General features: G+C 61.9%; 15 protein-coding genes and 1 pseudogene. 9 read left to right on the top strand and 7 right to left on the bottom strand.

Annotated features, from left to right (window positions below):
* The 3 genes from AC04SI_RS31535 to AC04SI_RS31525 all read left to right on the top strand — a co-directional run.
* On the top strand, positions 1-365 hold a 365-nt coding region (locus tag AC04SI_RS31535; protein ID WP_488475568.1), incomplete at its 5' end, for a zinc-binding dehydrogenase.
* A 181-nt stretch (positions 366-546) separates the two neighbouring features.
* Positions 547-1,401, top strand: a complete 855-nt coding sequence (gene fghA / locus AC04SI_RS31530) for an S-formylglutathione hydrolase (protein WP_404284831.1) — start codon at positions 547-549, stop codon at positions 1,399-1,401.
* A gap of 119 nt (positions 1,402-1,520) precedes the next feature.
* Positions 1,521-2,255: an FCD domain-containing protein gene (locus tag AC04SI_RS31525; protein ID WP_404284833.1), complete on the top strand. Its 735-nt coding sequence runs from the start codon at positions 1,521-1,523 to the stop codon at positions 2,253-2,255.
* A 151-nt stretch (positions 2,256-2,406) separates the two neighbouring features.
* Here AC04SI_RS31525 and AC04SI_RS31520 read toward each other — a convergent pair whose 3' ends face one another.
* Complete coding sequence (locus AC04SI_RS31520) at positions 2,407-2,994, bottom strand: YceI family protein (protein WP_488475567.1); 588 nt, start codon at positions 2,992-2,994, stop codon at positions 2,407-2,409.
* Between the two features lie 46 nt (positions 2,995-3,040).
* Complete coding sequence (locus AC04SI_RS31515) at positions 3,041-3,904, bottom strand: hypothetical protein (RefSeq protein WP_404284837.1); 864 nt, start codon at positions 3,902-3,904, stop codon at positions 3,041-3,043.
* 277 nt (positions 3,905-4,181) lie between these two features.
* Here AC04SI_RS31515 and AC04SI_RS31510 point away from each other — a divergent pair, with 277 nt between their 5' ends.
* The gene (locus AC04SI_RS31510) at positions 4,182-5,108 is read left to right on the top strand and encodes an ABC transporter substrate-binding protein (protein ID WP_404284839.1); all 927 of its coding nucleotides are present in this window, start codon (positions 4,182-4,184) and stop codon (positions 5,106-5,108) included.
* 202 nt (positions 5,109-5,310) lie between these two features.
* On the opposite strand, the gene AC04SI_RS31505 is transcribed toward AC04SI_RS31510, so the two are convergent.
* The 4 genes from AC04SI_RS31505 to AC04SI_RS31490 form a co-directional block, all read right to left on the bottom strand.
* Positions 5,311-6,693 carry an aminomethyl transferase family protein gene (locus AC04SI_RS31505; RefSeq protein WP_404284841.1) on the bottom strand — a complete coding sequence of 461 codons (1,383 nt, stop codon included), beginning with the start codon at positions 6,691-6,693 and terminating at the stop codon, positions 5,311-5,313.
* Between the two features lie 1,126 nt (positions 6,694-7,819).
* The gene (locus tag AC04SI_RS31500) at positions 7,820-9,220 is read right to left on the bottom strand and encodes a DUF6600 domain-containing protein (protein WP_404284843.1); all 1,401 of its coding nucleotides are present in this window, start codon (positions 9,218-9,220) and stop codon (positions 7,820-7,822) included.
* Between the two features lie 1,216 nt (positions 9,221-10,436).
* Complete coding sequence (locus tag AC04SI_RS31495; RefSeq protein ID WP_488475566.1) at positions 10,437-10,700, bottom strand: hypothetical protein; 264 nt, start codon at positions 10,698-10,700, stop codon at positions 10,437-10,439.
* 260 nt (positions 10,701-10,960) lie between these two features.
* The gene (locus AC04SI_RS31490) at positions 10,961-11,203 is read right to left on the bottom strand and encodes a hypothetical protein (RefSeq protein ID WP_404284847.1); all 243 of its coding nucleotides are present in this window, start codon (positions 11,201-11,203) and stop codon (positions 10,961-10,963) included.
* 139 nt (positions 11,204-11,342) lie between these two features.
* Between AC04SI_RS31490 and AC04SI_RS31485 the strand changes: the two are divergent.
* From AC04SI_RS31485 to AC04SI_RS31465, 5 genes and pseudogenes are all read left to right on the top strand, one after another.
* A pseudogene (locus tag AC04SI_RS31485) lies at positions 11,343-11,489 on the top strand (diguanylate cyclase domain-containing protein); the annotation flags it as partial.
* 700 nt (positions 11,490-12,189) lie between these two features.
* The gene (locus AC04SI_RS31480; RefSeq protein WP_120019063.1) at positions 12,190-13,272 is read left to right on the top strand and encodes a substrate-binding domain-containing protein; all 1,083 of its coding nucleotides are present in this window, start codon (positions 12,190-12,192) and stop codon (positions 13,270-13,272) included.
* Between the two features lie 78 nt (positions 13,273-13,350).
* Entirely contained in the window at positions 13,351-15,606 is a 2,256-nt protein-coding gene (locus tag AC04SI_RS31475) for an ABC transporter permease (protein ID WP_404284849.1), read from the top strand.
* Entirely contained in the window at positions 15,599-16,381 is a 783-nt protein-coding gene (locus tag AC04SI_RS31470; protein WP_404284851.1) for an ATP-binding cassette domain-containing protein, read from the top strand. The genes AC04SI_RS31475 and AC04SI_RS31470 overlap by 8 nt, the downstream gene beginning before the upstream one ends.
* A 315-nt stretch (positions 16,382-16,696) precedes the next feature.
* On the top strand, positions 16,697-17,125 hold the full coding sequence (locus tag AC04SI_RS31465) for a hypothetical protein (protein WP_404284853.1): 429 nt from the start codon (positions 16,697-16,699) through the stop codon (positions 17,123-17,125).
* A gap of 249 nt (positions 17,126-17,374) precedes the next feature.
* Here AC04SI_RS31465 and AC04SI_RS31460 read toward each other — a convergent pair whose 3' ends face one another.
* Entirely contained in the window at positions 17,375-17,671 is a 297-nt protein-coding gene (locus AC04SI_RS31460; protein ID WP_404284855.1) for a YbhB/YbcL family Raf kinase inhibitor-like protein, read from the bottom strand.
* Between the last annotated feature and the right edge of the window lie 359 nt (positions 17,672-18,030).

Below are 18,030 nucleotides of genomic sequence, written 5' to 3'. Positions count from 1 at the left end.
GCGGTGCCGACCAGATCGGCGGCGCCGACTACACCTTCGACTGCACCGGCAGCACCAAGGTGATGCGCCAGGCGCTGGAAGCCTCGCATCGCGGCTGGGGCAAGTCGGTCGTCATCGGCGTCGCCGGCGCCGGCCAGGAGATCTCGACCAGGCCGTTCCAACTGGTCACCGGCCGCACCTGGATGGGCACCGCCTTCGGTGGCGCGCGCGGCCGCACCGACGTGCCGAAGATCGTCGACTGGTACATGGACGGCAAGATCCAGATCGACCCGATGATCACCCACACGCTGAAGCTGGAAGACATCAACAAGGGCTTCGACCTCATGCATGCCGGTGACAGCATTCGCAGCGTCGTGGTCTACTGATCGGTATGAGCCGCACGCCGCGCTGAAAGCTCCATGTTGCAAAATACGCGGCTTCTCCCGAATCGGCGGAAGCCGCACGGCCATTCCGGACGATCCGTTGGTCGATCCACCAAGCTTGATGCAATCACAAACGCTGCGGTAGATACCCCGGCTAGGTTGGCGTTTGGCGGAGAAGGAACACATGCCACAACAGATGAAGCTGATTTCCGCCGCCAAATCACATGGCGGTATCCAGGGGGTCTATTCCCACGCTTCGGATGCCTGCGCCTGCGAAATGACGTTTGCCGTTTTCGTGCCCCCTCAGGCGGCGCAAGGTCCGCTGCCGGTCGTCTGGTACCTGTCAGGACTGACCTGCACCCATGCCAACGTCATGGACAAGGGCGAGTACCGGCGTATGGCGGCCGAACTCGGCCTGATTGTCGTTTGCCCTGATACCAGTCCGCGCGGGGCCGATGTTCCGGATGAAAAAGACAGCTGGCAGTTCGGCAGCGGTGCAGGCTTCTATATCGATGCGACGCAAAAGCCCTACGCAGGAAACTATCGCATGTATTCCTATGTCACCGAGGAATTGCCGGCGTTGATCGCACTGGAATTTTCCGCCGACATGACGCGCCAGGCGATCTTCGGCCATTCAATGGGCGGGCATGGCGCGCTGACGATCGCGCTCAGAAATCCCGCCCGCTTCCGAAGCTGCTCGGGGTTCGCGCCGATCGTGCAGCCGACCACCGCTGGCTGGTCGCGACCGGCGTTCGAAAAGTATCTCGGCGGCGACGAGGCGGCATGGCGCGGGCATGACGCTTGCGCGCTCGTCGAGGACGGTGCGCGGTTCCCGGAATTCCTGGTCGATCAGGGCACGGCCGATGGGTTTCTGCAGGACGGTCTGCGGCCGTGGCTGTTCCAGGAGGCATGCGACCGGGCAGGCATCAGGCTCATCCTGCGCATGCAGGAGGGCTACGATCACTCCTACTTCTTCATTTCGACCTTCATGGACGATCATCTGCGCTGGCATGCCGAGCGGCTGTTGTCCGACCGCTAAGTTCAATACGCTCTGTTCTTCCCCGTCGGACGGCGGGTACCCGCGCGCAAGGGCGACACGTTTGATTATTTCGAAAATCCGCAGTAATCTCCGCGCTAATTCAATGCGGAGTCGTTTGCATGAGCACTACCCTCAAGCCCGCCGGAGAGACACGCGCCGGGGATGTGTTGGCGCGCATGCGCAGCGACATCATCAGCTGCGCCTTGAAGCCGGGAACCAAGCTGCGCTTCGAGACGCTGAAGGAGATGTATGAAGTAAGCTTCTCCACCTTGCGTGAGGCCCTCTCGCGACTGGTGGCCGAAGGTCTGGTTGTCGCGGAGGGGCAGCGCGGTTTCCTGGTCGCGCCGGTCTCGCTCTTTGACCTCAACGATCTGACGGATGTCCGCGTGCTCATCGAACGGCAGTGCATCAAGCTGGCGATCGATCGTGGCGACGATCGCTGGGAGGCGGACATTATGGCCAATTTCCATCGGATGGATCGTCTGCAGAGCCGGCTTGGCGCGAGCTACTACCTATCCGACGACTGGGCTTCGCTGCACGGTGCGTTCCACCTTTCCCTCGTCGCGGCGTGCGGCTCACCGAACCTGCTCGAAATCCGGCAGAAGCTCTTCGAGCGCGCCCACCGCTACCGCAGGATGTCCTCGCAGTTTCGTCCGCAATGGCGCGCAAAAGACGTCGAGCACAAGATGATTATGGATCGGGTCATCGCCCGCGACACCGCCACTGCACAGGATTTGGTCGACCGGCATATCCGCGAGACGACCGAGAATGTCATCGCTCATGCAAGCCACCTTTTCGCGCAAGGCGGCATGGGCGATTCTTTCAGGCGTACGGATCCCGTGGCGGCGGAATAAGCCACGGCAAGTCTCACCGGCGCAATCCGCTGACGAGAATTTCTCAATTGGCTGGAAGGAGGCGGACCGCGCCGATGCGCTCCGCTTCCCGCCATTGTGCGGAATCGAGGTGCCCGGCAGGCCTGTTGCCTGCCGGAAGGTCACCGCTGGTTTACGAACGGGCGCGCCCTTCAACCTGAATAACGAGGCTCACCTCGTCGCCAATCATTCCGAGCGCGACTTTCATGCCGAAGTCGCTGCGTTTGATCGAAGTGCGCGCGCTGAAGCCGACGACGTGACTCTTGTCCCACGGGTTTTGGCCTTCCTTGTTGAAGGTGACGTCCAGCGTGACGGGCTTGGTAACGCCGGCGATCGTCAGATCGCCCGAGATCGTGCCGGCCTTGGCGTCGGCCGCCTTGAATTCGTGCCCGACAAAGGTGATCTGCGGGAACTCCGTTGCATTGAACCAGTCCGCGCCCTGGATGTCGCTATCGCGCTGGCTGTTGTTGGTTGAGATCCCTGCTACTTTCACCGCAACATCGAGGCTGCTTTCCCCAGGGCGAGCAGCATCGAACTGGAACGAGCCCGAGAATTCCTTCGCGACTCCGATCACCTGCGAGAAGCCGAGATGATCGATGAAGAAAGCAATCCCTGAATGCACGGGATCGATATCGAATGTCCCGGCCGCTGCCCTTTCGGCGGTCAGCGGCAGCCAGGCGATGGTGGCGGCAAGCAAGGTGGTGCGCAGTAACTTCGGCATGGTCGTAGTTCCTCCCTGTTGATGGTTCCGACAGTCCTCTCCCAGGTCATACCGGGAAGCTTGAGCCGTATCGCGCGATCACAGTCGCCAGGGATGCGCCGACAGGCAGCAGGCACATCCCGACAAAAGCGGCGATTCGAACGGCCTTGTTCGTGGCGCGGACCCGGCGCAGTACCGGATCGACGACAAAAGGCGTGACAAAGACCAAGGTGAACACGGCCAGCGCCAGCATGTCGGCCTTGCGCGTGATGAGCGTGACGGTCTGTGCGACCGCGATCATGCCCCCTGCTCCGCCAAGGAGGGATGCGGAGCGAAATCCGAAGTCCGGATTTGAGATGTTGGCGGCGACAATGGCAGCGATGGCGGCTGCAAAAAGCAGGCTGAGCTGGAAGCTCGAGGACGATGCTCCCAACAGCGCGATCGGCGCGAATCCGGCGCATGCGATGCCGAGCAGGGTGGGGCGCCTCATGCAGGATTCGTCCTCGGACTGACCTGTTCCACGGGAAAGGCCATGCATCACCAGCAGGCCCCAAAGTGCTGCTGCCGCCACTTCCGGGAGCGCATCGGGCAGGCGGGCCGTTCCTATATACGCGGCGGACGCGATCGGTTGGGCAAGGAGAAGCGCGCGACCGAGCCCGCTACGGCCGACGGCCTCGACCAGGACACCGAGCGCCGTCCCGATCACGGCCACGAAGAAGATCTTGTTGACTGCGCCCACTGGCGGGAAAGACGGCACCTTGTTGTAGGTGAGCCAGTAGGCGACAAGGAAGCAGGCCGGCACCAGGAGGTCCGTCCAGATCCGCCCGGCGCGCAGCCAGCGCAGCAGCCCGGCAGCGACAAGCGCCAGCAAACCCGCCGTAACCATGCCCAGGATCAGCGCTTCCTGTGGTGATCGCGCCAGGCCGCTCATGTCAGCAATCCCGCAGAGCTTGGGACTGTTGTTCAGGGATATCGGCGAAACTCATGGCGGTGCGCATACGTCCTCCCTTCGGCTTGATCTTGCATCCAGCCGGCTCCCTTATTCGATATGTTGACATACCGATTGTTTTTTAGATACTTATTGGTATCTCAAATTATCATGCCTCTGTCAACATCGGCGGCTCCAAGTGCGCGGGACTGAGCCGCATCTCGCCAGACAGAGGATCAAGCCGGTGCTGCGCCGGAAGTTTTCGAGGGAGGATATCGTCATGATCGATCTGGAACCTGCCGGCCTCGCCGATCTTCGGCTCGCTGGCGGAGCGCAGGGGTTCAACTGGCTTCCCGTCTTCGTTGCCGAGGAGCAGGGCCTTTTCGAAAAGCACGGCGTGCGGATCGTCTACAAGCGCATGGGCAGCGTCGAAAAGGCCACCACGGCCGTTCTCGAGGGCGAAGCGGACCTGGCGATCACGCCACCGGAAGGCGCCGTTGCCGACTTCGTCAGGGGAGGGGAACTGCGCATCATCGCCGCCAACGCCGTGCGCCTGCCGATGTCCATCGTGGCGCGCCCGGGCATCAACTCGCTCGCCGAGCTGAGGGGCAAAAGGATCGGCACCTCCTCGCTGACGGAGGGGACTGCGGTCTACACGCAGATCATGCTGGCCGCGGAAGGGCTGCACTATCCCGGCGACTATGAGTTTGCCTTGGCCGGCATTCATACGAAGCGGTGGGAGGCGCTGCAGGCGGGCGATATCGACTGCGCTCCGCAGCCCGCGCCGTGGAACTTCCTCGCCCAGGACCAGGGCTACAGCCTGCTCGGGGAGGTCTGCGCCGCCATCCCCGAGATACTCTTCACCGCCATCATCGGAAAGGCTCCCTGGCTCGGCGCGAACTGCGATGTGGTGACCAGCTTCCTCAAGGCGCTGATCGAAGCGCATGTGGTCACCAATGATGCGGCCAACCATGGCATCACCCTGCCGATCTTCCAGCGCATCACCACACCCGACAGTGAATCCCTGGCGTGGCGGGGGTTGGATTACATGCGCGGCATGGGCATGTGGCCGGACGGCCTTGCCGTACCAGACAAGGCGCTCAGGACGACGATCGACCTGATGGTCAGGGCTAACTTGCTCGACAAGTCGAAGCGCGACGCAGCGGAAGGCGTCTTCGACAGGCGCTATCTGGAAGGTACCGCCTGATCACCAGCGGCCGGCGAAATTCTCGTCGCGGGTTCATCGTGAACGCTATGCGCATGAAGAAGCGGCCGGTCTCGCGGTCGTTCTGAGCACAGGCATCTCGTCTGCGGCCTCGATGTCGAGGCCGCATTCCAAGGTGATCTGGACATGTTTTGCAGCCGGCAGTCGGCGCTCGACCCGCGCGGTGCCGGCTTCGGTCGGCGCGTCAGTGCTTGCCGGTCTTGATGACCTTTTCGAAGTAGGGTGCCGGCGCGACCTTTGCCCGGATCTCGCGGACCTGGTGCTTCTCCACAGTGTTGCGGCGCGACTCGGGCTCGCCCCACACAAGCGTGACTTCGGTTCCCGGCTGTGCATGCTCGAGGTCGACAAGCCCCAGCGAGATGAAGCGGTTGGCGTTTGCGGTGAAAGACGGCCAGGTCGAGATGCCCGCAACCTTGCCCTTCTTCATGACGGCGTCGACCTGGAATGTGGCGTACATGGGCATCGGCATGTTGAGGAACTTGGCGGGGGTGCCGTTGGCCGGGAAGATGGAGTCCTGCATCACGGCGGCTGCATCCTCGTCGTTCCACTCAAGCGTCACCTTCGTGCGGCGCTGGTTGTTCGCCCTCTCCAGCAAGGCGTCGCGGCCGATGAAGTCGCGGCCGAAATCGATGACGTTCCTGTAGCCGAGCTCGATCGGATCGACATAGTAGTCCGTGATGTCGTCCGACACGAAACTGCCGCCGAGCGAAGCGACCGATTCCAGGAAGTAGTTGTTCAGCCACTCGCGGTAGGGCCTCATGTCGTCGCTGTGATAGATCGCCGGCAGCGGCATCGGCACCCAGCCGGACTCCTGTGCAGTGGTCGAGTAGGCGAGCGCGCCGATCCGGCGCAGCCCGTATTTCTCGCCGGTCTTCTCCAGCGCTTCGCGCACCGCCTGCTGGTCGTCCCAGGCCCCGTAGATCTCGAAGCCGGGTTCGCCGGCCATGCCGTGCCGCAGGGCGCGGACGGATTTGCCTGCAATCTGGAACTCACCGATGTTGAAGAATTTGATCTCCGGCAGGCCGCCACCGCTCACCTCGCGCATCAGCGCAAGGGCGTTCGGTCCCTGGATCTGGACGCGGAACACCTCGCGGGTGCCGGAGCGGATCGAGAAATTGTCGTCCTTTTTCGCCTCGACGTCGTAGTCGCTCTTCTGCGCGTTGTAGAGCACCCAGTCGCTTGCGAAGGGAGCGCCGACGATGCGGAAGAAGTCCTCGGCCTCCCGGAAGATGATGGCGTCGGCGATGTAGAATCCGTCGTGGCCTGCCAGCACGAGCTGTTTGGCGCGCAGGACCGGGAACGGGTCGAACTTGTTGACCGCGATCTCCGAGAGGAAGGGGATGACCTGCGACCCGCGCAGGTGCAGTTCGGTCATGTGGTAGGACTGCTCGAGCAGCGCGCAGCTGTCCTTCCACGCACGCACTTCGTCGCGCCAGTTCGTGAACTCCGGCGGAATGACGGGAAAGCGGTACGGCCCAAGGTTGGAGCCGCGGAGCAGGTTTACCGGTCCTCCCGCAGCTTCCAGGATGCTCTCGAGGCTCTGCAGTCCGTCATTCGTCGTTGCCATATCGGTTCCTCCCAATAAGTGTCAATGCAGAGACCGGATCCAGTGCGCCTCAAGGGCGGCTTTCAGAACAGATTCACCGCGCGAAGATTACTAGGATACTATCAGGTATCCAAAAATCAATTGGAATGTCAATGCGCGATTCTCCCTGGCTGGGGGGCGTCTGAGAAGTCGCCGACAGAGCATAGCGGGTGGTTGGCAATACTTGGCCAAGGCGGGGCAGTGGGCGCCCCCAAGAGCACTTGCCCGGACGAAGTGGGGCTGCGCGAAGCCATGAAGAGCGTGGTCGGCGAGGGACGCGTCCGAGCTGCCTTCTGGGTGAGTTACGTGATGTATCGCGGCCACCTGTCTAGTGCCCGTTCTGGCCCGGACGCTCCTAAGTCATGACCTCTTCTGGGTCGAGAGGGGTCATTGAAATACGCGAGTTCGACTGTACGGGTTCGTGGAACCATACGGGATGATACGGGAAGTTCTGCGATTTTGGCCCACGAAAAACTCAATAAAATCAAGGATTACTACGTCCTCCGGGCCACCATGACTATTGGTTTTTGCAACGAAGAAATGCGCTAGTTGGAGCGGTGACGGTACTTTTCGACGCCGGCTAGACGCGCCGTCGAACGCCGCAAAGTGAAAAAAATTGCCCGATTGGTCCCGATAGTTGGTGAAGGCTCAAAAAAGTTTTTGCGACGATTTTCCCTTTAAAATCAAAAGCGTAACTTTTTGACAGTCTGGATGTCGGAGTTTGCGCTGCGTTGAATAGTATTTTACAGTGATTTCAATGGGTTATTTGCTAGTGGGAGTAGGGGGAACGACGATACTGGGGAGGTATCGGCCGACCGGCCGGTCTTAGGCGCAATGTGGCGGAGCATTCACGGAGGTCCTCGACGGAAACGCAAAGCTCGAACGGCAGTCCGAGTTCGGGACACATATGTCAGCTGCGATCAGAAGGATCGCCTTCTCGCGCATGGAAAGCGCTGGTTCGCTCCAGATGGCCAGATGGCCTTATGTTGAACTATTGGTCCGGCAAACTGACCGGCAGTCTCTCGAACGCGCTACCGTCGCAATGGTTCCTGGGCCCGTCAGCGGGCACCGCGGTGAAACAATCGCGGTGCCCTAGCCTCCCACTTAACTAGCAGTTCGCCCCAGTCTGCGGATCGCACGCCTTGTTTTCTTTCTTCTGTGGCTTGGGCTTTGCCGCCTGCTCGGGCTCGGCCTGCTGCTGCTCGGCGGCGGGCTGCTGTTTGGCCTTCGGTTTCTGAGGCTTTGCCGCCTGCTCGGGCTCGGCCTGCTGCTGCTCGACGGCTGGCTGCTGTTTGGCCTTCGGTTTCTGAGGCTTTGCCGCCTGCTCGGGCTCGGCCTGCTGCTGCTCGGCGGCGGGCTGCTTCTTGGCCTTTTTCTGCGGCTTGGCCGCCTGCTCGGGCTCGGCCTGCTGCTGCTCGGCGGCGGGCTGCTTCTTGGCCTTTTTCTGCGGCTTGGCCGCCTGCTCGGGCTCGGCCTGCTGCTGCTCGGCGGCGGGCTGCTCCTTGGCCTTTTTCTGCGGCTTGGCCGCCTGCTCAGGCTCGGCCTGCTGCTGCTCGGCGGCGGGCTGCTCCTTGGCCTTTTTCTGAGGCTTGGCCGCCTGCTCGGGCTCGGCCTGTTCGGTCGTGGCAGCGCCTTCGGTCGGCTTCGATTTCCGGCCAGCCTGAACCTTCTTCACCTCCTCGATATCTTTGATCTCAGCTGGTTTGGCATCGGCATCGGCTTTCACCTCGCCTTCAAAGACCCTGACCGTATTGTTTTCCAATTTGCCGGACTGCTCGGGCGCGTCGGTCTTGCTGACCTTGACGACAGTCACCTCCTGGTTCGTCTCCTTCTCGATCACATCAACATCTATGACTTTGTTGATCACCACGTTGTTCTGGATCGTCACATCGCCAACCGGCTCGGCCGCCTCGACAATGCGCACAAATTCCGGCTCATCACGGATAACGACGACAGAAATGTCCGCAGCAAGGAATTCGCGGGTGGGGACAACGACCCAGTAAAAATCCGGCGTCGCGTCGAAGGTCACCTCGATTGAAATCAAATCCGGATCGCGGCGCGGCGGCAGCGGAGCCCAAATCATGTGCTCCCTGTCACGACGCCAACTCACCCATGCTGGCGCCCAACGAGTGCCCGGAACCCAGTACCAGCCGATGTCGTCGGCATAGCCCCACCGGCCGTAGTGGTACGTCGCCCAGCCGAATGGCTCGTCGGATACCCAGAGCCAGCCATACTGCTCGGTATAGACCCAGTGTCCAAGGGTATACGGACGCCAATCGTCAGGTACATCAACCGGCACGAAAACTGTCGCTCCGTGGTAAGAAACCCAATCACCATGGGAAGACAAGTCGTGGTAGAATGTGCTGATCGAAATGTCGGTGGCAGCCCTTGCCTCGGACACAAGCGACAATGGCGTAATCGGGTTGGGAATCTCAACGACCGTGAGCAGACAGGCGGTTACGCCGCTCAGCATCAGTCGGACCGCATTTGGGGCAAGGACGCGTTTCATCCTAGTTATCCTCCGAAACAGATCGCCCTTCATCTTACAAATTCGCCGGTTGTCGGATTGTTCCATCTCGCTAACGCTATCGCACCCCACAACGGCTCGGCATCGCAAGCGTTCCGAGAGCTCGCATGCTCCTTTTCGCCCAAAACGTTGATCCGCGTAACGGACGTTGGCCCCGGCGGCTATCCATTCTAGCCAGCACGCGTGGCTGGGCGGTCGCTGGCGTCGCTTCACCAGAAGCGGGGACGTTCCTTGCCGATGGTCGCGCGATGAGTTGATTGCCAGGATCACGAAAGATCTGCCCGAAGCGGTCGACAAGCTAACATAGACGGCGAACTGCCAGCAGCAAACCCGAGCCTAGAGACCGAAGAAATCACACTCCTCGATCAGGTGCCGCCACGCACGCCTGAGCGGTAGGGCAGCGATTGGGTGCTGCCCGCGCCGGCCAGATCACCGGTCCTGTTGCCGCTGCTCCCGCCGTCGCTGGTACATCCGCAGTCGACGGCGGGTGCAACGGCCGGTGCTTGGAATTGCACCGGCCTGCGAGTGAATTTACAGCCGCATTGGCTGTCACTCAATTAAGGCTAAGTACGGGTGACCATCATCCTTTCAGAGGCGCACCGGACCTGTGCCATTCCACCGGATGAACTGGACTTCCTTCCCCGTTCCCGCACCGGCTTCAACAGCACCTCATGCAGGGTCCGCGTCGATCGGAAGTGCTCGCACGTTGGCGATATCAGCGGGCAGACGATGGCCTTATGCAGCCCTTCCGCTGCCTGCAGAAACTTCTCCAAATCCTGACCCGATAGTTGCTTCGGATGATTGCGTCTGACCATGGCGACCTCCTGTTGAGAGAAATCGCCCCACATAGGATTATGGTCCTACATCGCAAATCTGGGATCAAGGGTTGTTTTGGGCTACCTCGCAGGAAGCAGTCGGGCCACCGCCCAAGCAGGCCATTTTGCGAGAGGCGCGGGAACACAAATTCGCGTACCTCGTTGCAAATGTTGGCCGGAAGCCCTTGCCCCATACCCTCGCCGGCCTTGATAGGCCCGCTGCTGTCCCTCGGCGGCGGGCCATTTCAGCGAAGCAGCACATAGACGCCTAAGCCAGCCATAAGCAGGCAAGCGGCCATTCCGATCATGTCCCGCTGCCTTTAGCGCCAGACGGCGCCAGCGAGCATCGAGGCGGTGATGGCGGCGATGTAGAGAGCGATCAACTAGGCCGAGCGGTCTGATTGGACCACGACGTTGTGGCGGTAGGTTCGACCAACAAGCATCTTGACGCATCCGATCAGAAACACGAAAGCGCCAAGCGCCACTATACATAACGGTAGAAAGAGCTGCGGATAGGAACGTGCCAACTCGTTCAACAGCCACGCATAGCCTAAACCGCCGACGATGGGCCCTCCCACAAACATCAGCGTGCCGACTCGCCCGTCCTCGGTGAATTCCTGTTGGCTCTGGATTTCGATGTTCGTCATTGCTCCCCCATTTGGTGAAGGGGAAGGATTGCGCCAGTTGAGCGCAAACACAAGTCTTCGCCCTCGCAAGGTCGCTTGACGATTTCAGCAAGGGGAAGATGGCCGGCGCCGCTGGTGGAGGTTGCCCGATAAGGCGCCGGCAGGCAGAATCAGGTCCGCCCGCGGCTCGATCGACAGCAGAGTCTTTACGTTACGTCATGTGCGTTACGCTGCCGGCGCCGTCTCTTGCCATATCTTCTCCTCACCGCCAAGCTTGGCCATTACAAAGCCCGCGGTAATGCCAAGTAATCCTCATAGAACTTACGCACCAGCGGCACCGCGCGGCCTGTGTGCAACGGATCCTGCGCCGGAAAGCCACGACGCTCTAATGTCGGCAGGACCGCCTTTAGCCAGTAGTTTGCCCGCGCGCGACCAACGATTGAGGTGGCAATTTCCAGATCGGTAGCGAAGAGCGGAAGCCGATCAAGGGCGGCGTTGGTGAGTGTGCGAGGTGGTTCGGTCATGCAAGCGGGGCTAGCCCGCCAGCGCAAAACCGACGGCGACACCAAGGCCGAACACGATGCCCGCGGCGAATTTGGCGCCAAGCTCGATTGCGAGAACTCCGGCCATACCGCGCCAGTTCAGGCGGGGACGCAAACATGCCGTGTGTCGCGCCGCGTCACTCTCAGCATTGGAGTTGCAGTTCAGACGGCTGACGAGGCCATCTCACCGGAGCAGTTGCAGCGTCGGGCGGATGCGGCACTTTATCTTGCCAAGCAAACCGGCCGCAACCGAGTGCTGCTCCACTGACCGGAGTCATCCCAACGCAAACAGTCAGTCGACACGGTGATGCCAGCCCGTGACGCGATAGTAGAATAGTAGCTTCGCTACCGTCTGGAACAGTCGAGGCATGCGAAGGTTTGACTCGAAGCTGACTTAAGCACGGCGCGACGTGAACGACCGCTTTGCGCCTCATCTCGGTCATTAAAGTTAGCTGTGCGACTGCCTTAAAGCGGACATTACCGGCGACCGCGCTGGAGGTCGCGGGTGCGCCATTTGCGGACCTTCCCGGGTAAGACAGCTAAAGGCGCGTCACTGTATCCAATTGCAGTCATTCGCATTGGCCAATTTCTAGCGAACGATCAATCCTCGCTTGCGAGCGGCGGATTCGGCCGTCCAAATGCAGTCGCCGTTTTCATCACTTCCCGCATCGCTGCTGCCCCGGCGTCGAACTTCTTCTCGAACACCGTCATGTCGATCTGATTTCCGTTCGGGATCACGCTCCGCCGACCAGAAGCCTTCCGAACTCTTAGCAGGACCCGGTTGCGTTAGGAGACCTTTCGACGGCGCGGATGCTTTCCGCTCTGAACCAATTCGTCGGTGAAAGTGGGAGCACTATTTACGTGGGCAGGCTTTGGGCAGAATATACGGGGTGGAAGGAAGCATTCGGAATCCCCTGAATAAATGCGCCCGAACGGCTTCCGACCGTTAGTTGCAAGGGAGGATAATCATGAAACATATTTTCCCGCTCGCGGTGTGTGCCGCGGCGTTATCGCTCGGCGTATCGAACGCCTACGCACAATCGGGCGGCGTCGATAAGGCGGTCGGCGGCTACAGCTTCGAAGAAGCCGCAAAGGAGGCCCCCGGTACCAAGGACTTCCATTCGGCCGATGGTCATCTCACTTTCGCTATCGTGACACACACTGCCGGCAATGGCTTCTTCGATCCGGTCTACGTCGGCGCGACCGTCGCCGGCAACCTGATCGGCGCCAAGGTTCTGCTGCTTGGCGCGGAATCGCCGACCGACGACCCGGCCCGCGAGATCGAAATCCTGAACCAGATCGTGCAGGATCCGACGATCGACGGGCTGATCATGACAACGCCCCAGGTCGGCGCCTATAACGACATTGTCAAGGCCGCCGAGGCGAAGGGCATACCGGTCGCCACGACCAATTCCTTTGACGGCACGATCCTCAACCGCAGCGGCATCGGGCACACCGGCCAGGACGCCTCCGCTGCCGCAATCGCCGGCGAGGCGCTCGTCAAGTGCCTCGCGGACAAGGGTATCGAGAAGGGTTCGATCGTCCTGCCGTCGTCGACCGCAATGGGCAACATCGAGGTGAACAATCGCGTCACTTCGGCCTTCAACGCCATCGTCAAGGGCTTGAAGGATGCCGGCAAGCTTGATGCCTTCAAGGTCGACGCGGGTCCGGAGAACACCGGTATCGACACCAATCCGAATGATCCGGTGAACGGCATCGTGACGCTGTTCGAATCGCGCGGCGACGTCGTTGGCGCGTTCGCCGGCAACAACGTGTTCACGCCGGCGCTTGCCAAGGCCGTCGCTCAGGCCGGAATGACCGGCAAGATCTGCGCCTACGGTTTCGACCTCGGCCCGGCCCAGCAGGATGCGATGAAGAGCGGCGATCTGACCGGCGCGCTCGGGCAGCAGCCTTTCTTGCAGGGCTTCTGGCCGGTTATGCAGCTCTATCTGCAGATCGACCGCGGCATCGCGGCGGCCAATCTCGACACGCGCGCCCAACTCGTGACGCAGGAGACTGTCGGAAACGTCGGCAAGCGCTTCGAGAACTGATTTCGCTCGGAACGTTTGAAATCGGTGCGGGAGGGCGCGAGTTCCCCCGCAGCGACGGCAACGACCAGAGGGGGACCCATGGCGCCCACCGCGACCAAATCGCCCGGCCGTGCGCCGCCCCAGCTTGTCGGCGGCTGGGAGGCGGGGCTGCTTGCCCTGCTTTTGCTGCTCTATCTCGGCGGCGCTTTCGTCAACCCCGCGTTCTTCGGCTCGACCGAGGCGCTCCACGCCCTGCTGCGCGACACCTCGCGGGTGGCCATCATCGCGGTCGGGATGACCTTCGTCATCGTCAACAAGGACCTCGACCTGTCGGTCGGCTCCACCTACGGACTGGTCGCCGTGGTGTTCGCCCGTCTGTTCGCCCCGAGCTTCCTCGATCTCGGCATCGTCCCCTCGGTGGTCCTCTGCCTGCTGCTCGGCACGCTGATCGGGCTGATCAACGGCGTGCTCGTCACCGTCCTGAAGGTGCCGGCGTTCATCGGCACGCTGACCATCCTCTTCATCGGCCGCGGCTTCGTGCTGGCGCTGACCCATGGCCAGTCGATCTACTATCCCGCCAAGGCGAGCGAGCATCCGCTGTTCTTCCACTTCGGCGAGACCAACGTCCTGGGTTTCAACAACCAGATCGTGGTCTTCGCCGTCGTCGCCGTCGTCGGCGCCTATGTGCTTGCCAAGACCCGCTGGGGCTACGAGACCTTCGCCACCGGCGGCAACGAGCAGGCAGCGGGCTATGCCGGCATCCCGACCAACTGGGTGCGCATCCGGGCCTACCTGATCTCCTCGCTCTGCGCGACCCTCGCCGGGCTGCTGTCGGCCGCCCAGGACAAGGGCGTGACCCCGCTATACGGCGTCAGCGGTGAACTGACCGTCATTGCCGCCGTCATCATCGGCGGCGCCTCGATCCTCGGCGGCCGCGGCCGGGTTGCCGGGTCCTGCCTCGGGGCCATGCTGGTCGTGCTGCTCGACAAGGTGCTGCGCGAGGGCTGGCCGATCACGCGCGTCATCAAGATCGGCGACGAGGAAATCACGGTCAACGCCGTCTTCTCGCTGCCGGTCGGCGCGGTGCCGGTCTTCCTCGGGCTGCTGCTCATCGTCGCGGTGCTCATCGAGCCCTATCTCATCCGCCGCCAGGTGGCAGGGCGCCTCTGGGCCTGGCTCCGCGGCCGGCCGCCGCCACCGGCCTACGAGATCGGCGGCATCGCGATCGAGGGGGTGCAGACCAAGGGCGCGATGGCGACCGACATGGCGCTGTCGGCCACCGGATTCGGCAAGTTCCTCGCCCGGCGCGACGCGCTCGCCATCATCCTGACCGCGCTCCTGTGGCTGACCGGCCTCGCGCTCCGGCCGGACTACTGGTGGAACCTGTCCAACAGCTTCGCGATCCTGCTCAACTACACCGAGCTTGCGCTGATCACCGTAGGGCTCACCTACGTCATCGCCGCCGGCGACATCGACCTCTCCGTCGGGGCGGTGCTCGCCCTCGCCGGCAGCACCGCCGCCTATTTCCTGAAGGTCCTCGACGCTGACCCACTTACCGCCGTGGCGATGGGCCTGCTCGCGGGCATGTGCGCCGGCCTCGTCAACGCGATCGTCACCGTCGGCTTCAAGCTGCCGGCCTTCATCGCCACGCTGGGTATGTTCTACATCGCCCGCGGCCTCGCCGCCTGGTTCGTCGCCGGGCAGCAGCTCACCGGCTGGCCCGAGGGCTACAACCTGCTTGGCCGCAAGGTGAACGATATCCTGCTGCACTACCGCATCTCGCTCCCGGACGGGCTCCTGCGCTCGGTCGCCGAGGTGGTGAGCGTCCAGACCATCTGGATGCTGTTCGTCGCCCTCATTGCCGGCGTCGTGCTCGCCTACATGCCGTTCGGGCAGAAGGTCTATGCGACCGGCGGCAACATTCGCGCCGCCGCCTATGCCGGCATCAACACCAACCGGGTGCGGTTCCTCGCGCTCATGCTGGCGGCGCTCTGCGCGACAATGGCCGGGATCATCAACGTCGCCTACTTCCGCAGCTTCAACCCGGTGGCCGGCCAGTTCCGCGAGCTCGACGCCATCGCCTCGGTGATCATCGGCGGCGGTTCGATCTTCGGCGGCTACGGCACCGTGATCGGGGCGCTCGCCGGGGCGGCAGTGATCACCCTGATCCGGGCGCTGCTGCAGCTCAACGTCCAGGGCCTCGCCATGCCGCAGCACTGGATCAACGTCTTCATCGGTGGCATCCTGATCGTGGCGGTGCTGATCGACATCTGGGTGCGCCAGGCCAACATCTTCGGCCGCCTGCGGGTTCGCCTCGCGCGGCGCACAAGAACGGCGGAAACCACCCATGCGTGACGCGACTAAGCCTGCACCAATCGTAGAAATGCGGGGCATCGAAAAAGCCTTCGGTGCGGTGCAGGCGCTCCGCAACGTCGACCTCGTGCTCTATCCCGGCGAGATCCTGGGCCTCGTCGGCGACAACTCGGCCGGCAAGTCGACGCTGATGAAGATCCTGACCGGCGCCTACCAGCGCGACGCCGGCGGCGAGGTCTTCGTCGCCGGGCAGCCGGTGCGCTTCAAGAGCCCGCACGAAAGCCGCGACGCCGGCATCGAGATGATCTACCAGGACTTCGCGCTCTGCGGGAATATGGATGTCGGTCAGAACATCTTTCTTGGCCGTTGGCCGCGCAAGGGCCTTTTCGTCAATCGGCGGAAAATGTACGCGGAAGCCGACAGCGTGCTGAAGCGGCTCAAGGTCGACGTGAACTCCGTCTATCAAAAGGTCGAGAGCCTGTCGGGTGGCCGCCAGCAATCTGTGGCGATTGCCCGCGCGATCTCCTTCCAGCCGCGCGTGGTGATCCTCGACGAGCCGACCGCCAATCTCTCGGTGATGGCGACCGAGCGGCTGCTCGAGACCATGCTGGAACTGAAAAAGCAGGGCGTTGCCCAGATCATCATCTCCCACCGCCTCGTTGACATCTTCGCTGTGGGCGACCGCGTGATGGTGCTGAAGCGCGGCGAGAACGTCGGCGATCGCTACATCAGGAACACCGACGAGCATGAGGTCCTGGAGATCATCGTCTCCGGCACGCGAGAGCACGCACTTACGGCCGATGAGGCAAGGCTTTGACCGTTCAGGATCACTTTTCTCCAGCCGTGGCTGTCAAACAGAATGGCAGCTTCCACTCCCCGTGTAGACCTTGAAGCGTGAGGCGCGTGCAGAGTGGGACCGACCGTGACTGATGGTTTGTCTTCCATGGCAATTCGCCTTGGCTATAAATTCATCGAAAACGGCAGGGTTCCCCTGAGCCGGTAGGCATTTGACGGTCATTCCTGCCGCCAGTCCGGTTTCTTTCCCGGCCAGCACCTTCACTCTTGCCGGCGCGTCGCAGCGCAATAATTTTTGGTGAGGAGGGGTAGTTCGCCCATCAAGAGGAGCCTGCCCATGAAACACCAAACACTCGACCAGTTGCATGCGGTCGCAAAAGTCGAATCCTCGGCAATCTATTCAATGACACGAAACCAGCGGATCGAGCGTTGGGCCGAGCTTCTCGATCAACGCCCCGAGCGGTGCCTTGGAGCCTTTACCGGCACCGAATACCTGCGTCCCGAAGCACGTGACAAAGTGCGTGGTGAAGGATCACCCATCACCGTTGCCTTCGAAGACCCGGTACTGCGCGCCCTGGGCCTGAAGGACGATACGTATGGTGAGGCAAAACGCTTCTTCGAACTGGACGACTGGCATTTGCACGACATCGTCTGCGATTGCCACGTCGGCGCAACGATGCAAGCGCGGTGGGCCGCCGGAAGGGTTCGCGCGACTATTCGCGGATACAGGCTTCTTAACTGGTTGAGGCGGAAGATCGCGCACTAGCGAAAGCAGCCTGTGACCTTATGGATCGGTGCGGATCACCATCGCGCCGCGCCCGATCTCCATCGCCTGCTTTTTTAGCCCTTATCTTCGCGAAATAGGCGCTCGGTTTGCCGATCGTCTTTCCTGTGTTCCGCGCGACTGCTGCGCTGTCATGTCACGATTGCGCAGATGGTCAGGATTGCCAACAGCGGGCCGCGGCAACGACGCGGACATGCGTCCAGTTTCCCTAGTCAGGTGGCGGGCGAAATATCATCTGTCGCGCTCGTAGGTCCCCACCAGCTCGGCCTCCTCCAGGACAGCTTCTTGCCAAATGCGCTCCACGCCCGTGTCGGCTGGAATACCCAGGCTCGGAATATCGAGCGCGGCCAGCCGAAAGCGATAGTGATGCACGCCGTGTCCGACCGGCGGTTGAGGGCCGTCATAGTAAGCGTTGCCGAAATCGTTGGTAGCCTGCCGGAGCGCATCGGGGCCAGGCTTGCCGCTCTCGGCCTCGATCAGTTTGTCGAGGTCCGGCGGAATGTTGAAAACGCCCCAATGACCGAACATTCCGCTCGGCGCGTCGGGATCCTGGACGACAAGAACGAGGCTCTTTGCGTTGTCGCGAGGGGGCCGCGCTGTGCGCAGCTAGCAGAGGTAGGCTGTGCAGTCCGTCACTGCGGACTTCTCGTCGTGACCTGATGTTGCCGTTGAGAGGCCCACGCGATGACGACCGCTTTGCGCCGCATGTCGGCCGTAGAGAATCAGCTTCGTCTGGTGCTGAAAGCAGATGAGGTGGATGGCTCCCGCTCCCGGCATCACAGTGCCACAGTGGGTTTGCTGTCAGGCAACCCGAGCTAAGGAGCCATCCGCCATGCAGATTACCACCGTGGGCCTTGATCTGGCCAAGCGCATTTTTCAAGTTCACG

The organism is Mesorhizobium sp. CNPSo 4689, from assembly GCF_057784325.1.
This window is presented reverse-complemented; position numbering and strand designations above follow the sequence as displayed.